The 14,367-nt window shown below is 70.4% G+C and carries 14 protein-coding genes; 8 read left to right on the top strand and 6 right to left on the bottom strand.

The features are described 5' to 3' along the window. The first annotated feature begins 26 nt into the window (after positions 1 to 26). The 5 genes from AB0M67_RS37960 (at position 27) to AB0M67_RS37940 (ending at position 5,114) form a co-directional block, all read left to right on the top strand. Entirely contained in the window at positions 27 to 965 is a 939-nt protein-coding gene (locus AB0M67_RS37960) for a cellulose-binding protein (protein WP_365752271.1), read from the top strand. A 124-nt stretch (positions 966 to 1,089) separates the two neighbouring features. Further along, positions 1,090 to 2,085, top strand: coding sequence for an ATP-binding cassette domain-containing protein (locus AB0M67_RS37955; protein WP_365752269.1), 996 nt, complete (start codon positions 1,090 to 1,092; stop codon positions 2,083 to 2,085). Position 2,086: 1 nt separating this feature from the next. Next, a complete protein-coding gene (locus tag AB0M67_RS37950) occupies positions 2,087 to 2,866 on the top strand; it encodes an ABC transporter permease subunit (RefSeq protein WP_365752267.1) in 780 nt (259 codons plus the stop codon). A 191-nt stretch (positions 2,867 to 3,057) separates the two neighbouring features. Further along, positions 3,058 to 4,239, top strand: a complete 1,182-nt coding sequence (locus AB0M67_RS37945) for an ABC transporter ATP-binding protein (protein WP_365752265.1) — start codon at positions 3,058 to 3,060, stop codon at positions 4,237 to 4,239. Continuing rightward, entirely contained in the window at positions 4,236 to 5,114 is an 879-nt protein-coding gene (locus AB0M67_RS37940; protein WP_365752263.1) for an ABC transporter permease subunit, read from the top strand. The genes AB0M67_RS37945 and AB0M67_RS37940 overlap by 4 nt, the downstream gene beginning before the upstream one ends. A gap of 50 nt (positions 5,115 to 5,164) precedes the next feature. On the opposite strand, the gene AB0M67_RS37935 is transcribed toward AB0M67_RS37940, so the two are convergent. Beyond that, complete coding sequence (locus AB0M67_RS37935; protein WP_365752261.1) at positions 5,165 to 5,494, bottom strand: ATP/GTP-binding protein; 330 nt, start codon at positions 5,492 to 5,494, stop codon at positions 5,165 to 5,167. A gap of 210 nt (positions 5,495 to 5,704) precedes the next feature. Here AB0M67_RS37935 and AB0M67_RS37930 point away from each other — a divergent pair, with 210 nt between their 5' ends. Beyond that, the gene (locus AB0M67_RS37930; RefSeq protein WP_365752259.1) at positions 5,705 to 6,733 is read left to right on the top strand and encodes an LLM class flavin-dependent oxidoreductase; all 1,029 of its coding nucleotides are present in this window, start codon (positions 5,705 to 5,707) and stop codon (positions 6,731 to 6,733) included. 61 nt (positions 6,734 to 6,794) lie between these two features. Here AB0M67_RS37930 and AB0M67_RS37925 read toward each other — a convergent pair whose 3' ends face one another. After that, a complete protein-coding gene (locus tag AB0M67_RS37925; RefSeq protein WP_365752257.1) occupies positions 6,795 to 7,187 on the bottom strand; it encodes an SCO5389 family protein in 393 nt (130 codons plus the stop codon). Between the two features lie 212 nt (positions 7,188 to 7,399). On the opposite strand from AB0M67_RS37925, the gene nucS reads away from it, so the two are divergent. Beyond that, positions 7,400 to 8,071: an endonuclease NucS gene (gene nucS, locus AB0M67_RS37920; protein WP_193563976.1), complete on the top strand. Its 672-nt coding sequence runs from the start codon at positions 7,400 to 7,402 to the stop codon at positions 8,069 to 8,071. Positions 8,072 to 8,322: 251 nt separating this feature from the next. Further along, positions 8,323 to 9,354, top strand: a complete 1,032-nt coding sequence (locus tag AB0M67_RS37915; protein ID WP_365752255.1) for a medium chain dehydrogenase/reductase family protein — start codon at positions 8,323 to 8,325, stop codon at positions 9,352 to 9,354. 40 nt (positions 9,355 to 9,394) lie between these two features. On the opposite strand, the gene AB0M67_RS37910 is transcribed toward AB0M67_RS37915, so the two are convergent. The 4 genes from AB0M67_RS37910 to AB0M67_RS37895 all read right to left on the bottom strand — a co-directional run bounded on the left by AB0M67_RS37910 (position 9,395) and on the right by AB0M67_RS37895 (position 14,328). Beyond that, positions 9,395 to 11,980 (bottom strand): ATP-binding protein, encoded by a 2,586-nt coding sequence (locus AB0M67_RS37910; protein ID WP_365752253.1) that lies wholly within the window; start codon positions 11,978 to 11,980, stop codon positions 9,395 to 9,397. 211 nt (positions 11,981 to 12,191) lie between these two features. Next, positions 12,192 to 12,515: an STAS domain-containing protein gene (locus AB0M67_RS37905; protein ID WP_030351976.1), complete on the bottom strand. Its 324-nt coding sequence runs from the start codon at positions 12,513 to 12,515 to the stop codon at positions 12,192 to 12,194. Positions 12,516 to 12,686: 171 nt separating this feature from the next. After that, entirely contained in the window at positions 12,687 to 13,535 is an 849-nt protein-coding gene (locus AB0M67_RS37900; protein WP_365752251.1) for a 3-hydroxyacyl-CoA dehydrogenase family protein, read from the bottom strand. A gap of 154 nt (positions 13,536 to 13,689) precedes the next feature. Continuing rightward, positions 13,690 to 14,328 carry a TetR/AcrR family transcriptional regulator gene (locus AB0M67_RS37895; protein WP_365752249.1) on the bottom strand — a complete coding sequence of 213 codons (639 nt, stop codon included), beginning with the start codon at positions 14,326 to 14,328 and terminating at the stop codon, positions 13,690 to 13,692. Between the last annotated feature and the right edge of the window lie 39 nt (positions 14,329 to 14,367).

Here is a 14,367-nt window from a genome sequence, read left to right as displayed (position 1 = left end):
CACCGGTCTCATTCGACAGGAACCCCATGAGCGACACTTCCTCCCCATTCGGCTTCGAGCTCGTGCGGCGTGGTTACGACCGCGGTCAGGTGGACGACCGCATTACCAAACTCGTCGCCGACCGTGACAGTGCCCTGGCCCGCATCACCTCTCTGGAAAAGCGCATCGAGGAGCTCCACCTCGAAACGCAGAACGCCCAGGCCCAGGTCAGCGACGCGGAGCCGTCGTACGCCGGCCTCGGCGCCCGCGTCGAGAAGATCCTCCGCCTCGCCGAGGAGGAGGCGAAGGACCTGCGCGAGGAGGCCCGCCGCGCGGCCGAGCAGCACCGCGAGCTGGCCGAGTCGGCGGCGCAGCAGGTGCGCAACGACGCCGAGTCGTTCGCCTCGGAGCGCAAGGCCAAGGCCGAGGACGAGGGCGTCCGTATCGTCGAGAAGGCGAAGGGTGACGCCGCCACGCTGCGCTCGGAGGCGCAGAAGGACGCGCAGTCCAAGCGTGAGGAGGCCGACGCGCTCTTCGAGGAGACCCGCGCCAAGGCCGCCCAGGCCGCCGCGGACTTCGAGACGAACCTCGCCAAGCGGCGTGAGCAGTCGGAGCGCGATCTGGCGTCGCGTCAGGCGAAGGCCGAGAAGCGTCTGGCCGAGATCGAGCACCGCGCCGAGCAGCTGCGGCTGGAGGCCGAGAAGCTGCGTACGGACGCGGAGCGCCGGGCCCGTCAGACCGTCGAGACGGCCCAGCGTCAGTCCGAGGACATCGTGGCGGACGCGAACGCCAAGGCCGACCGGATCCGCAGCGAGTCGGAGCGCGAGCTGGCGGCGCTCACCAACCGCCGCGACTCGATCAACGCCCAGCTGACCAACGTCCGCGAGATGCTGGCCACGCTGACCGGTGCCGCGGTGGCCGCCGCCGGCTCCCCGGCCGACGACGAGCCGATCTCGCGCGGCGTCCCGGCCCAGCAGTCGCGCTGATCCAGGGCGAACGCCGGTCGGTGGCGCTTCTCCGGCCGGATAACGATCGCGTCGGATAACGATCGCGCGAAGCCCCCCGTCACTCCGGTGGCGGGGGGCTTCGTGCCGTCTTAGGTTGGTCCGCATGATCGAGGTCCTCGGGCTCACCAAACGCTTCGGCCGCAAGGTGGCGGTCGATCAACTCTCCTTCCAGGTGAGACCGGGGGTGGTGACGGGCTTTCTGGGCCCCAACGGCGCGGGCAAGTCGACCACGATGCGCATGATGCTCGATCTGGACAACCCGACCAGCGGCTTGGTACGGATCGACGGCAGGCACTACCGCGAGCTGGCGGAGCCGCTCAAGCACATCGGGGCGCTGCTGGAGGCCAGAGCGATGCATGGCGGCCGGACCGCGTACAACAATCTTCTCTGTCTGGCGCAGAGCAATCGCATCCCGGCGAGCCGGGTGAACGAGGTGCTGGACATGGTCGGGCTCAGCGCCGTCGCGAAGAAGAAGCCGAAAGGTTTCTCTCTCGGAATGGGGCAGCGGCTCGGGATCGCCTCCGCGCTCCTGGGCGATCCCGAGATCCTGATGTTCGACGAACCGGTGAATGGTCTGGACCCCGAAGGCATCCACTGGGTACGCAATCTGATGAAGGCTCTGGCCCGCGAGGGACGCACCGTCTTCGTTTCGAGCCATCTGATGAGCGAAATGGCGCTGACCGCCGACCATTTGATCGTGATCGGTCAGGGCCGGCTGCTGGCGAACACCTCGATGGCCGACTTCATCCGGGAGAACTCCCGCAGTTACACGCGGCTGCGTTCGCCGGAGCGCGGGCGGCTCCAAGACGCCCTGCGCGACGCGGGGTTCACGGTGGTCGAGGCCGAGGACGGCGTACTGGAGATCGACGGCGCGTCCACCGAGGAGCTGGGGGAACTGGCCGCGCGGCACGGGATCGTGCTGCATGAGCTGAGTTCCCAGCGCGCCTCGCTCGAAGAGGCGTTCATGCGGATGACGGCGGAGTCGGTGGAGTATCACGCCCACGCGGGCCCCGGCGGCGGGCCGGAGCCGGCGGGCCCCCGATGGGGCGCGGACCCGGGCGCGGGCCGGAGCGGGGACCGGCGGAGCGAGGGGGTCTGACATGGCATCGGTAACGGCGGTCCTCCGGTCCGAGTGGACCAAGATCCGTACGGTCTCCTCCACGACCTGGACGCTGATCAGCGCCCTGGTGGTGACCGTGGCGCTGGGCGCCGCGCTGTCCGCGGTGCTGAACTCGCAGTTCGGGGATCTCTCCAGGGAGGAGCGGGCCACCTTCGACCCGACGTACACCAGCTTCTCGGGGATGGTCCTCGGTCAGCTGGCGATGGTGGTCTTCGGGGTGCTGGTGGTCGGCTCCGAGTACACCTCGGGCATGATCCGCACCTCGCTGGCCGCCGTGCCGCGGCGCGGCACGTTTCTCTTCTGCAAGATCCTGGTGGCCGGGGTGCTGGCGCTGGTGGTCGGGGTGCTGACCGGATTCCTCGCCTTCTTCGTGGGCCAGGCGCTGCTCGGCGAGCACGGTACGACCATCGGCGAGCCGAATGTGCTGCGCGCGGTGATCGGCAGCGGGCTGTACATGACACTGATCGCGCTCTTCTCGATGGGGGTGGCGGCGATGCTGCGCAGCTCCGTCCTCTCGCTCGGCATCCTGATGCCGTTCTTCTTCCTGGTCTCGCAGATCCTGGCGGCCGTTCCCGGCGCCAAGGAGGTCGCCCGGTACTTCCCCGACCAGGCCGGCCGCCAGATCACCCAGGTCGTCCCGAACGCGCTGAGCGCCAGCCCCGCCCCCTACGGGCCATGGGCCGGTCTCGGGATCATGGCCCTGTGGGTGGTGGCGGCGCTGGCGGGCGGATACGCGGTCATGAAGAAGCGGGACGCGTAGGCTCACACCGGGGAGACTCCGCCCGTCGCGGCGCTCCGCACCATCTCGTACGAGGGAATCACCCGGCGACGCCCCGTCGTAACGACTTGGCCGGAACCGTCAAGGCACGGATATCCTCGTAACTCTTACGGGGGCTTCAGGTCAGGAACGGCCACGGCCCCGACGACCTGACCTGTCGATGGGGCTGGAGAATGATCGAGGCAGTCGGCCTGACCAAGCGCTACGGCGCCAAGACGGCCGTGTACAACCTTTCCTTCCAGGTGCGACCGGGGTATGTCACCGGTTTCCTGGGCCCCAATGGTTCCGGCAAGTCCACGACGATGCGGATGATCCTCGGTCTTGACCGGCCGACCGCCGGCCAGGTGCGGATCGGCGGGCACCCCTTCCGGCAGCTCCCGAACGCACCGCGCCAGGTGGGCGCGCTGCTGGACGCGAAGGCGGTGCACGGCGGGCGCAGCGCGCGCAATCATCTGCTGTCGCTGGCCCAGCTCTCCGGCATCCCGGCCGCCCGGGTCGACGAGGTCCTCGGGGTCGTCGGCCTCCAGGATGTGGCCAAGAAGCGTTCCAAGGGCTTCTCGCTCGGTATGGGCCAGCGGCTCGGTATCGCGGCGGCGCTCCTCGGCGATCCGCAGGTGCTGCTGTTCGACGAGCCGGTGAACGGTCTCGACCCCGAGGGCATCCTCTGGGTCCGGAATCTGATGAAGCAGCTGGCCTCCGAGGGCCGTACCGTCTTCGTCTCGTCCCATCTGATGAGCGAGATGGCGGTGACCGCCGACCATCTGATCGTGATCGGACGCGGTCGGCTGCTCGCCGATATGACGATCAAGGATTTCATTTCGGCCAACTCCGCGGACTTCGCCCGGGTGCGTACCCCGGAGACCGATCCGCAGCGGCGAGAGAAGCTGACCACGGCGCTCGCCGAGGCGGGCGGCCAGGTGCTGTCCGAGCCGGACGGCGCGCTGCGGATCACGGGGCTGCCGCTGTCGCGGATCAGCGATCTCGCGTACGAGGCGGAGGTACGGCTCTGGGAGCTCTCGCCGCACCAGGCGTCGCTGGAGGAGGCGTACATGCGGATGACCCAGAACGCCGTGGACTACCGTTCGACGGCCGACGCGCTGGAGGGCTTCGAGCCGCCCTATCAGCCGGGCTTCGGGCCGCCCCAGGGCTCCGAGGCGCCTGTCGTCCCGGAGGTGCCGCAGCAGGGCTGGTACGCCCCGCCGCCGCCCGGGGCCAACCCGTACGCGGGCGCTCCCCCGGCGACGGCAGCGGCACCGGCTCCGACACCGGCACCGGAGTCCGCACCGTCGGCCGCTCCCTCGGCGGCATCCGCCGCAGACATGACGAAGCGCGACAGCAACGAGGACGCCCGATGACGACCCCGTACCAGCAGCCTCCGCAGCCCCCGACGCCGCAGCAGACCCCGCAGCTGGAGGGTGGCGGCCCCACGGCCGGCTACACCTCGCCGATCCCGGTCCGCCGGACACATCTCGGCGACGCCCTGGCCTCCGAGTGGACCAAGCTCCGTTCCGTACGGTCCACGATGTGGACCCTCGGCGTCATGGTCGTGCTGATGCTGGGTGTCGGACTGCTCGCGGCCCTGGTGGTCTCCACCGTGTCGAGCGAGCCGGAGATCCCCAGCGGCCAGGACGCGCTCTCCCTCGGCTTCTTCGGTGTGCTGCTCGGCTCGATGTGCGTGATCACGCTGGGCGTGCTGACGATCGCGTCGGAGTACGGCACGGGCATGATCCGTACGACCCTCACCGCGTGCCCGAGCCGGGGCCGGGTGCTCGCGGCCAAGTCGCTGGTCTTCTTCCTGCTGGTCTTCGTGATCGCGATGGTGGTCACGATGACCGTCGCGGCGCTCCAGGTCTCGATCGTGGGCGCGGAGTCGCCCAACGCCAGGGGCTGGCTGCTGGCGACGGTCGGGGTCAGCCTCTATCTGGCGACGCTCGGACTGCTCTCGCTGGCGGTCGGCACGCTGGTCCGGCACTCCGCGGGAGCGATCACCCTCATGATCGGTGTGGTGCTGCTGCCGCTCGTGCTGGCGATGTTCATGTTCTCGGACTCGCTCACGACGCTGCGTGAGGCCCTGTTCGACTACTCGATCCCGAACCAGATGGCGGCGTTCTACAGCGAAGGCATCCGCGTCTCCGGGCCTTCGGGCTGGGAGCCGCTGTGGTTCCTGCTGGGCGTGACGGCGATCGCGTGGGTGGCGGCGTTCTTCGCGCTGGACAAGCGGGACGTCTGAGCGGTCCGGGCCGTGCCCGGTTCCGAGCCGTCCTGACCTCGGCCCGCCGCTCAGTACTTCGGCGCGTTACGGGACCGCTGCACCCGCGTGGTGCGGCGGTCCTTCGCGTTCCAGCACGCCTGGTGCCAGTGCCGCCGGTCATCGACACCGCCGTACTCCGGCCACGCCACCACATGCGGCACCGCGCCGGGGATCTCCTGGTCGCAGCCCGGGCAGCGGTAGCGCTTGCCCGCGGCGCTGGCCCCGGCGACATGGCGCACCGACCAGCCCTCGCCCTGCCAGGACTCGGACCGCTGGAAGCCGCCGTACCGGTCCCCCGCCTCGCCTGCTCGCTCGGTCGGGTTCTCGCCGCCTCGGGGGCGGTTGCGGCGCGGGGACACAGGACACCTCACGGGGCAGACAGCACGGTTCCCTCCAGCCTACGGCCCGCGACACGGGGTACACGCCCCTCGCGGCCCAGGTCCGTCCGGCGCGCGAAAGGCACTGACCGGACAATCGCAAGAATCTCCAAAGAGTGCCGTGCCTTTGGCACGTGTCAGACGTTGTTGCCAGTAGGGGGAGTCGCGTCGGCCGCAAGGAGGCATAAGGCGATGCGTGTGGGAGCTTTTGTACTGGCCGCCCAGTTCCCGGGCCAGGGACAGGGGGAGGCGCTGCACCGGGCGGTGCGCACCACGGAGTTGGCGGAGGAATCCGGGCTCGACTCGGTCTGGCTCGCCGAGCACCATTTCGTGCCGTACGGCGTCTGTCCGTCGGCCGTGACCCTGGCCGGAGTGCTGCTCGGCCGGACCCGACACATCCGGGTGGGAACGGCCGTCAGCGTGTTGCCGAACGTACATCCGGTGGCACTCGGCGAGCAGGCGGCGCTGCTGCATCTCGTCTCCGGCGGCCGGTTCACGCTCGGTGTGGGACGCGGCGGCCCCTGGGTCGATCTGGAGGTCTTCGGCACGGGCCTGAGGGCCTACGAGGAGGACTTCCCCGAGTCTCTCGCCCTGCTGCTGCGCTGGCTGCGCGAGCCGCGTGTGGGGGCATCGGGGGAACGTTTCCGCTTCCGCGAGGTCCCCGTCGTACCGCGCCCCGACGAGCTGATCGAACCGAGCACCGGCCCCGAGACGGTCATGGCCTGTACCTCGCCCAAGAGCGTCGAACTGGCCGCCGAGCACGGCCTGCCGATGCTGCTCGGCATGCACTGCGGCGACGAGGAGAAGGCGGAGATGGTCGCCCTGTGGCGTACGCACGCGCGCGCGGCGGGGCGTACGGCCGACGAGATCGCCGGCGCCGCGCATGTGTCGGCCGGGGTGGCGCAGATCGCCGACAGCGGCGCGGAGGCGACCGAGACGCTCGTCAAGGCGATGCCAGGCTGGCTGCGCCAGGGCCTCGGCGCCCATGTCACGGTCGACGGAAGGATCCGGGCGATGCGGGACCCCGTGGAGTACACCGAACTGCTCTGCGGCCTCCATCCGGTGGGCCCGCCCCGGCTGGCCGCGGACCGTCTCGCGGCCACCGCGGAGCGCACCGGCATCACCCGCTTCGCCCTGCTCGTGGAGGGCTCGGGTGATCTGGCGACGACGGAGGAGAACGTACGGCGGCTGGGCGCGGACGTACTGCCCCAACTCGTCTGAGGGACGCTGCCGCTCCGACACCGTGCCGTCGGGGCGCGGTGTGGAGCGGCAGCAAGAGGCGTCAGCAGTCCCGGAGTTGGGGTGACTGGTTGAGCAACTGGGCCCGCACCGAGGTGAAGCGGGCCAGCCGCTCGTCGACCGTGGGGTCCAACGGGAACACCGCGACACGGTGGCAGTTCTGGAATGCGAGACGCACCCCGAAGTGACGCTGAAGTGCACCGCGAATGGCATCACTCGCGAGCGCGCGCAACAGCTGACCACGTGCTTGCTCGTCCGGCGGGGGCGTCTGGTTGTCGGCGAACTGTCCACCGTCCACCTTCAGCTGTGCCACCAGAGAACTGATCATCTCCCATGCGTAGGGCAGGGAGGTCCGGACGCAGTCGACGAAAGCCGCTTCGTCGACCTCGCCTCGCTCGGCCTGATCCAACAGCGCCGGTGAGACGTCGAGCGACATGGGTTCTCCTCTCGCGACCCCGGGAGGCGGGGTCTTACGGGCAGGGAAGGAGGCGACGACGACGCAGCGTGCACGACCGGCGACCTCCTGCATCCACGTTAGGCGCGCTGTCCGGACCACACCAGCAGAATGGGAACACAACCGGCCAACAACGAACGGGGCTTCCGGGGCGAATCGCGCGCGGTGGCGGCGGTCGAGTAGCGTTGCCGACCATGCGTCTCGTCATTGCCCGCTGCTCCGTGGACTACGCGGGCCGGCTCACCGCCCACCTGCCCTCCGCTCCCCGTCTCATCCTGGTCAAGGCCGACGGGAGTGTGTCGATCCACGCCGATGACCGGGCGTACAAACCCCTCAACTGGATGTCACCGCCTTGCACGCTGAAGGAAGGCGCCGACGCGGACGCCGGCGTGTGGACCGTCGTGAACAAGGCGGGTGAGAAATTGATCATCACCATGGAGGAGGTCCTCCATGACTCCTCGCACGAACTGGGCGTCGATCCCGGCCTCATCAAAGACGGCGTAGAAGCACACCTTCAGGAGCTGCTGGCCGACCGAATCGAGACGCTCGGCGAGGGCTACACACTGATCCGCCGCGAGTACCCGACGGCGATCGGCCCGGTGGACATCCTGTGCCGGGACGCGGACGGCGTGACGGTCGCGGTGGAGATCAAGCGGCGCGGTGAGATCGATGGCGTGGAACAGCTGACGCGCTATCTGGAACTGCTGAACCGCGATCCCCATCTGGCGCCGGTGCGAGGGGTGTTCGCGGCGCAGGAGATCAAGCCGCAGGCGAGGGTGCTGGCGACGGACCGGGGCATTGGGTGCGTGGTGCTGGACTACAACGGGATGAGGGGCATCGAGGACGACAAGTTGCGGTTGTTCTGACGGGCAGTTGACCGCCGTCCCGTGACGAGGGGCCCGAGCGCTCGGCCGATGCCGCGCCCGGGCCCTTTCTCATGTCCGCACCGCCGCGCCCGCACCGTCACGTCCGTACCGTCATGTCCGTACCGCGCGATCACACCCTCACGTTTCAGTTAGAGGCTATCGCGAAACTTATTGACACTCCCACTCGGCATGGTTATAACTTATAACGAGCGCGAGAGCGAGTTACCCAACGGAGTGCGGTGGAGGTCGTCATGAACCCCGAAGGACTGGTCGAGGTCATCCTGCCCGGCAAGGTGGCGCCGGAAGGGCTGCGGATCAGGCGCGGAACCGTCCCCGCCGCGGGCCCGGGACAGGTCGTGATCCGGATGGAGGCGACCGGGGTCTCCTTCGCCGAGCAGCAGATGCGCCGTGGCAGGTACTACGACCAGCCGGCGTACCCCTTCGTGCCCGGCTACGACCTGGTCGGCACGGTGGTGGCGGCCGGCGAGGGGGTCGAGCCCGGCCTGACGGGCACCCGGGTGGCCGCGCTGGTCAAGGTCGGCGGCTGGGCCAGCCATGTGCTCGTCGACGCGGCGGACGTCGTCGAGGTCCCTGCCGGGATCGGCGCGGCGGAGGCGGAGACCCTGGTGGTCAACGGCATCACCGCCTGGCAGATGCTGCACCGCAAGGCACGCGTCCGCGCGGGGCAGACCATCGTGGTGCACGGCGCCAACGGGGGCGTCGGCTCGGTCCTGGTCCAACTCGCCCACGCCGCCGGGGTGAAGGTGATCGGTACGGCGTCCGCCCGCCACCACGACGCCCTGCGGGAACGGGGCGTCACCCCCGTCGACTACCGCGCCGAGGACATCACCGCGCGGATCCGCGAGCTGGCCCCCGGTGGCGTGGACGCCGTCTTCGACCATGTCGGCGGCCGGGGCATCGTCGGCTCCTGGGGTCTTCTCGCCCCCGGCGGGACGCTCGTCTCGTACGGCAGCGCCTCCACCCGGGACGACGAGGGGTCCAAGCAGTGGCCCGTGTTCAAGCTGCTCGGCCGGGTGTGGTGGTGGAACGCGCTGCCCAACCGCCGCCGTGCCTACTTCTTCAACGTCTGGGCCGGACGCGCCCTGGCCAAGGACCGGTTCCGGGCCCGGCTGCGCGCCGATCTGACCGAGGTCTTCGCCGCCTACCGGCGCGGTGATGTCTCCGCCCAGATCGCCGCCCAACTGCCGCTCACGCGCGTCGCCGACGCCATGCGGCTGGCGGAGTCCGGCACCGTCACCGGAAAGGTCGTACTCACCCCGTAGCACTCCCCCGTAGCGCGTCGGTCCGCGGCCGGACCCCGGCCTACACGGCCGTCGGGTCCGGCGAGGAGTCGGACAGCCCCGGGTTCGGGCCGCTCACCGTGGTCTGAGGGGACGACGGCGGTGGCGGGGTCGCCGTGGGCTCCCCCGTCGGATCGTCGTCGCTCGGAGTCGTCGACGGTGACGGCGGCGGGCTCGACGAGCTGGACGGCGGCTTGCTCGACGAGGTCGGCGGCTTCGACGGCGGCTTGGACGGGGAGCCCGGCTCCGACGGGTCGTCGCCGGGGGACGAGGCGCTGTCCGACGGGGTGCCCGAGGGGGACGCCGAGTCGGAAGGGCTCGCGCTGTCCGTCGGAGCGGCGCTGCCGGAGGTGCTGGGTGCGGGCAGTTGGACGTCCGGGTTCGGGGGCACGTCGTCGACGGGCTGGTCGGCCGGCAGGTCGTCCCCACCGTTGTCCGCGTCCGGCGACTGTCCCGTACGGACGTTGTCCGCCGGGGCGTTGTCGCCGCCCGAGGTCGCGCCCAGCGTCACCACCGTGCCCAGGACGGCCGCGAGCATCGCGCCCGCTCCCGCCGCGACGAGGTTGCGGCGGGCGCCGAGGGCCGGGCGGCGGCGACGGTGGGGAGCGGGCAACGGAGCTGTGCCGGGGCCCGGTCCGGGTCCGGGGCCGGGCACCGCGGACTCGCGCCGGGTGACCAGCGTCTCGCTCTCGCCGGGGAGCGAGGCCACCTCGGGAGCGAACGCCGGTCCCTGGCCCAACGCCGGCGGCCCCTCCGCGCCCGGCGGCAACGCGGGCAGCACGAGCGGCGCGGACGTGCCGGGCCGTTCGGTCTCGCGGTCACTGACCAGCGCCAGCGCCCTGCGTCCCGCGACCGTGCCGACCTTGTCGGCGACGGCCCCGCGCATACCGATCGACGCCTCCAGCTCCGCGCGGGCCCGCTCCAGATTTCCCGCACAGAGCGCGAGGACGCCCAACTCATGGTGGAAGTACGCCTCTTCCGCGACCTCCCCGGCGATCCTGGCGGCCTCGGACCCGGACCGCAGCACGCGCTCCCAGGCGCCCCAGTGGAGCCCGGCCAGAAAGGCGGGCGCGGCGCTGCGGGCCAGCAGGACGGCCGCGCTCGGATGTCCCGACTCCTGACCCGGAACCAGCGGGCCCATCGCCGCGAGAATCGCGTCCGCCTCCGCGGCGGCGCGCTCGGGGGTGACCGAGGGGTGCCCCGCCCACCAGGCGTAGTGCTGGGCGGCGGTGTGCGCGTGGGCCACGGCGTCGTCCGCGTACCCCTTCGCCTCCAACTGCGTGGCGACGCCGGGCGCGAGCCGGTAGCGCGCGCCGACCGGGGTGAGGAGGCCGCAGCTCATCAGTTCGCCGAGCGCGGCGTCCGCGTGGGTGTCGCCCACCAGGGCCGGCAGATGCGCCTGGTGCGGTACCTCACCGCCGAGCGCGACCGCGAAGCGCAGTGTGGCGCGGGCGGCCTCGCTCAGCCGGGAGGCGAGCAGGACCGCGGGCGCGGCGCCTTCGCCGAGGGTGGGCAGTGGAATCTCGTAGCCGTCGGGGGTACCGGCGGCGAGTGCCGGCGCGTCGTCGGACTTCCGCTCGAAGGGCCGTACGAAGGGCTCGAACTCGTCGGAGGCCTCGGGGTTGCCGCGCAGTTGGTCGCGCTGCCGCAGCAGCGCGCCCGCCTGGACGAAGCGCACCGGAAGGCCCTCGGACTCGAACCAGAGGTCACCCGCCCAGTTCGCCTCCTCGTCGGTGAGGGGCCGTTCGACGACGCGCTCAAGCAGTTCGAGCGAGGAGCCGCGGCCGAGCCCGCCGAGTGCGACCTCCTCCAGGCCCGCGTCCGCGGAGGGCGGATCGGTGTCGGGCGTCGCGGCCAGCAGGTAGGCGCATTCGGGGGTCGCGGCGAGGAGTTCGTCCAGCGCCTCCCCGCCCAGCTCCAGATCGTCCAGGACTACGATCGCGCCGATCTCATGGACCAGTTCGAGCAGTCCCGCGCGGTCGGGCCGGTACAGCGCGGAGTGGTGGACGGCCGCGCACAGCTCGTACAGCAGCTCGGTGGTGGTGCGGCGGTGGCCGGAGAGGCGTACGACCCCGTCGGGCGCGAGGTCCGCGCAGTCCACGGCGACGGCTTCGAGCAGTGCGGTACGTCCGGAGCCCGGGGCGCCGGTGAGGCGTACGGACCGGCCGCGCCCCAGCAGCCCCACCAACCGCTCGCGTTCCGCGGCACGCTCCAGCAGTGGGAGAGGTGGCGCGGCGGGTCCCGGCGGTACGGAGGGCCGGCCCGCGCGCTGGAGATCGGCGCGTTCGGCGGCGGTGCGCCGCGCGGGGGCGTCGGGCTGTCTGCCGGGCGGACAGAGCTCGATCTCGCTGCCGTCGACGGGGTTGACGGTCAGCAGATACTCGCCGGAGATCAGCTGGACCGTGCGCGCGGGCGGCGGGGTGGTGACCGGCCCGGCGCCCTTGAGATGCGCCAGGGCAGGGGTGACATGGGCGGGGGTGACATGGGAAGGCGTGGCGTGCGTGGCCGCGGGCACGATCTCGGCGCGCGGCGGACGTGCCGAGTCCGCGCTCTCACCGGCGCGTTCGTCGTGGCCGTACTCTTCCGGTCCCCGGTCTATCGGGTCCATGGTGAAAAGCTCCCCAGATCCTGGTGTGCGGTGCCCCCCGGCCTCACACACCCATCTGTCGCTCCTGGTGCCGGTGTCTGCGTCTGCGTCCGCGGGTCAGTCAATCGGCAGACGGCCGAACCCTAGACCTCCGCAGGGTATCCGCCCGCAGCCGGGGTACCACGCCGTCCAAGACATCACGGTCTCATGAGAATTGTGCGATCCGGGACGTTCAGACCCGAGGGAGCGACTCTGCGGCGATTCCACCCTCGATGGCGAGAATGCGGTGCAGTCGGGTCGCCACCAGCAGTCGCTGCATCTGCGGTGGGACACCGCGCAGCACAAGCCTACGGCCGCACCGCCCCGCGCGTCGGTGGGCTCCCATGATGACGCCGAGTCCCGTGGCGTCCCAGGAGTCCAGTGCGGTCAGGTCGAGCACCAGATCGCCGACTCCGTCGTCGACCGCCGAGTGCAGGACCGTACGGGCGTCCGCCGCGCTGCGTACGTCGAGGCGGCCCCCGACGACCAGCTCGGCGTGGTCGCCCCTGATGTGCATATGCGCTCCCCGAGAGTACTTTCCGTGCTCCGTAGTCTGTTCTGTCTTCCAACAACTGACTGCCGCGCGACCCAAGAAGTTGCCGTCTGTAAGCGAACCGATATCGAATTCACCCTGTGGGGTGAGGTGCGCGTACCGATGGCGCGGCTCAGTGCTTACCGATGGCGCGGCTCAGTGCTTGTAGAACCCCTGCCCGCTCTTGCGTCCGATGTCACCCGCGTCCACCATCCGGCGCATCAGCTCCGGCGGTGCGAACTTCTCGTCCTGCGACTCGGTGTAGATGTTGTCGGCCGCGTGGAGCAGGATGTCGACACCCGTCAGATCGGCGGTGGCGAGTGGGCCCATGGCGTGGCCGAACCCCAGTTTGCAGGCGATGTCGATGTCCTCGGCGGAAGCGACGCCCGACTCGTAGAGCTTGGCGGCCTCGACGACGAGGGCGGAGATCAGCCGCGTGGTCACGAAGCCCGCCACATCGCGGTTGACGACGACGCAGGTCTTGCCCACCGATTCGGCGAACTCCCGTGCGGTGGCGAGGGTTTCGTCGCTCGTCTTGTAGCCGCGCACCAGCTCGCACAGGCGCATCATGGGCACCGGCGAGAAGAAGTGCGTCCCGACGACGCGTTCCGGGCGCTCGGTCACGGCCGCGATCTTCGTGATCGGGATCGCCGAGGTGTTGGAGGCGAGGACGGCGTCGTCCCGTACGAGCTTGTCGAGCGTACGGAAGATCTCGTGCTTGACGTCGAGCTTCTCGAAGACGGCCTCGACGACGATGTCCGCGTCGGCGGCGGCGTCCAGATCGGTGGTCGTGGTGATCCGGGCGAGCGCCGCGTCGGCGTCGGCCTCCTCCAGCTTGCCCTTGGCGACGAACTTGCCGTACGAGGCCCTGATCCCGTCGATGCCCCGGGCCAGCGCCGCGTCGGTGACATCCCGCAGGACGACGTCCCAGCCCGCCTGCGCCGAGACCTGCGCGATACCGGACCCCATGAGTCCGGCCCCGATGACGGCGAGCTTCCTTGCCACGACGCACCCCACGATTCTTGTTCGGCTTCTGTTCAGCCTTAACACCTGTTTACATTGCGCTCTCTGCCGGAGGTTAGCGGTCACGGACGGCCAAGTGACGGTGAAGAGATGCGCGTCACGTCTCACATGACGGACATCACACCAGCGGCGCCCATCAGGCGTCGCGCGCCGCGTACTTGAGCACCCTCTCCCCCAGTACCGCTTCCATGTCGTCCAGCAGAACGAGCGCTTCGCGCGAGGCCGGGCCGGGCTCGGCGCCCTCCAGCATCCGCTGGGCGATCCGCCCCATGAGCGTCCCGTGCACCCAGGAGAGCTGGCCGGCCACGAGCGTGGGGAGCGTGTCGTCCTCGTCGGCGCCGGTCTCCTCGCGCAGCGTCCTGTCGAGGTCGACGAGGACTTCGTGCTGGAGGAATCCGAGCCGGGAGCCGAGGGTGTGCGAGCCGTGCACGACCTCCATGAAGCGTGCGTACCCCTCGAAGAGACCGATGGCGGGCGACACGGCCTCGACCAGCTCGCGCAACTCGCGGAAGACGGCGTCCGAGGCCGACTCGCCCTTGCCGCGGGCCCGTACGAAGCGGGAGAGCCGGTCCACGATGGACTTGCTGCGGTCGAGGAAGAGATCTTCCTTCGCCTCGAAGTAGTTGTACACCGTGTTGACGGAGACGTCCGCCCCCTCGGCCACCTCCGCGATCGTCACCGCGTCGAAGCCGCGCTCCAGGAAGAGCCCCGTGGCCACATCCGAGATGTGCTGCCTGGTCTGCCGCTTCTTCCGTTCCCTGAGGCCCTCGGACATGGCCCCATCCTAGGCTCCGCCGTCATGAGTGAAAACTTG

It is taken from the genome of Streptomyces sp. NPDC051662 (assembly GCF_040681655.1).
In the GTDB taxonomy this organism is placed as follows: Bacteria; Actinomycetota; Actinomycetes; order Streptomycetales; family Streptomycetaceae; genus Streptomyces.
The sequence above is the reverse complement of the archived record's forward strand: the minus strand, read 5'-3'. Positions and strand labels throughout refer to the sequence as shown.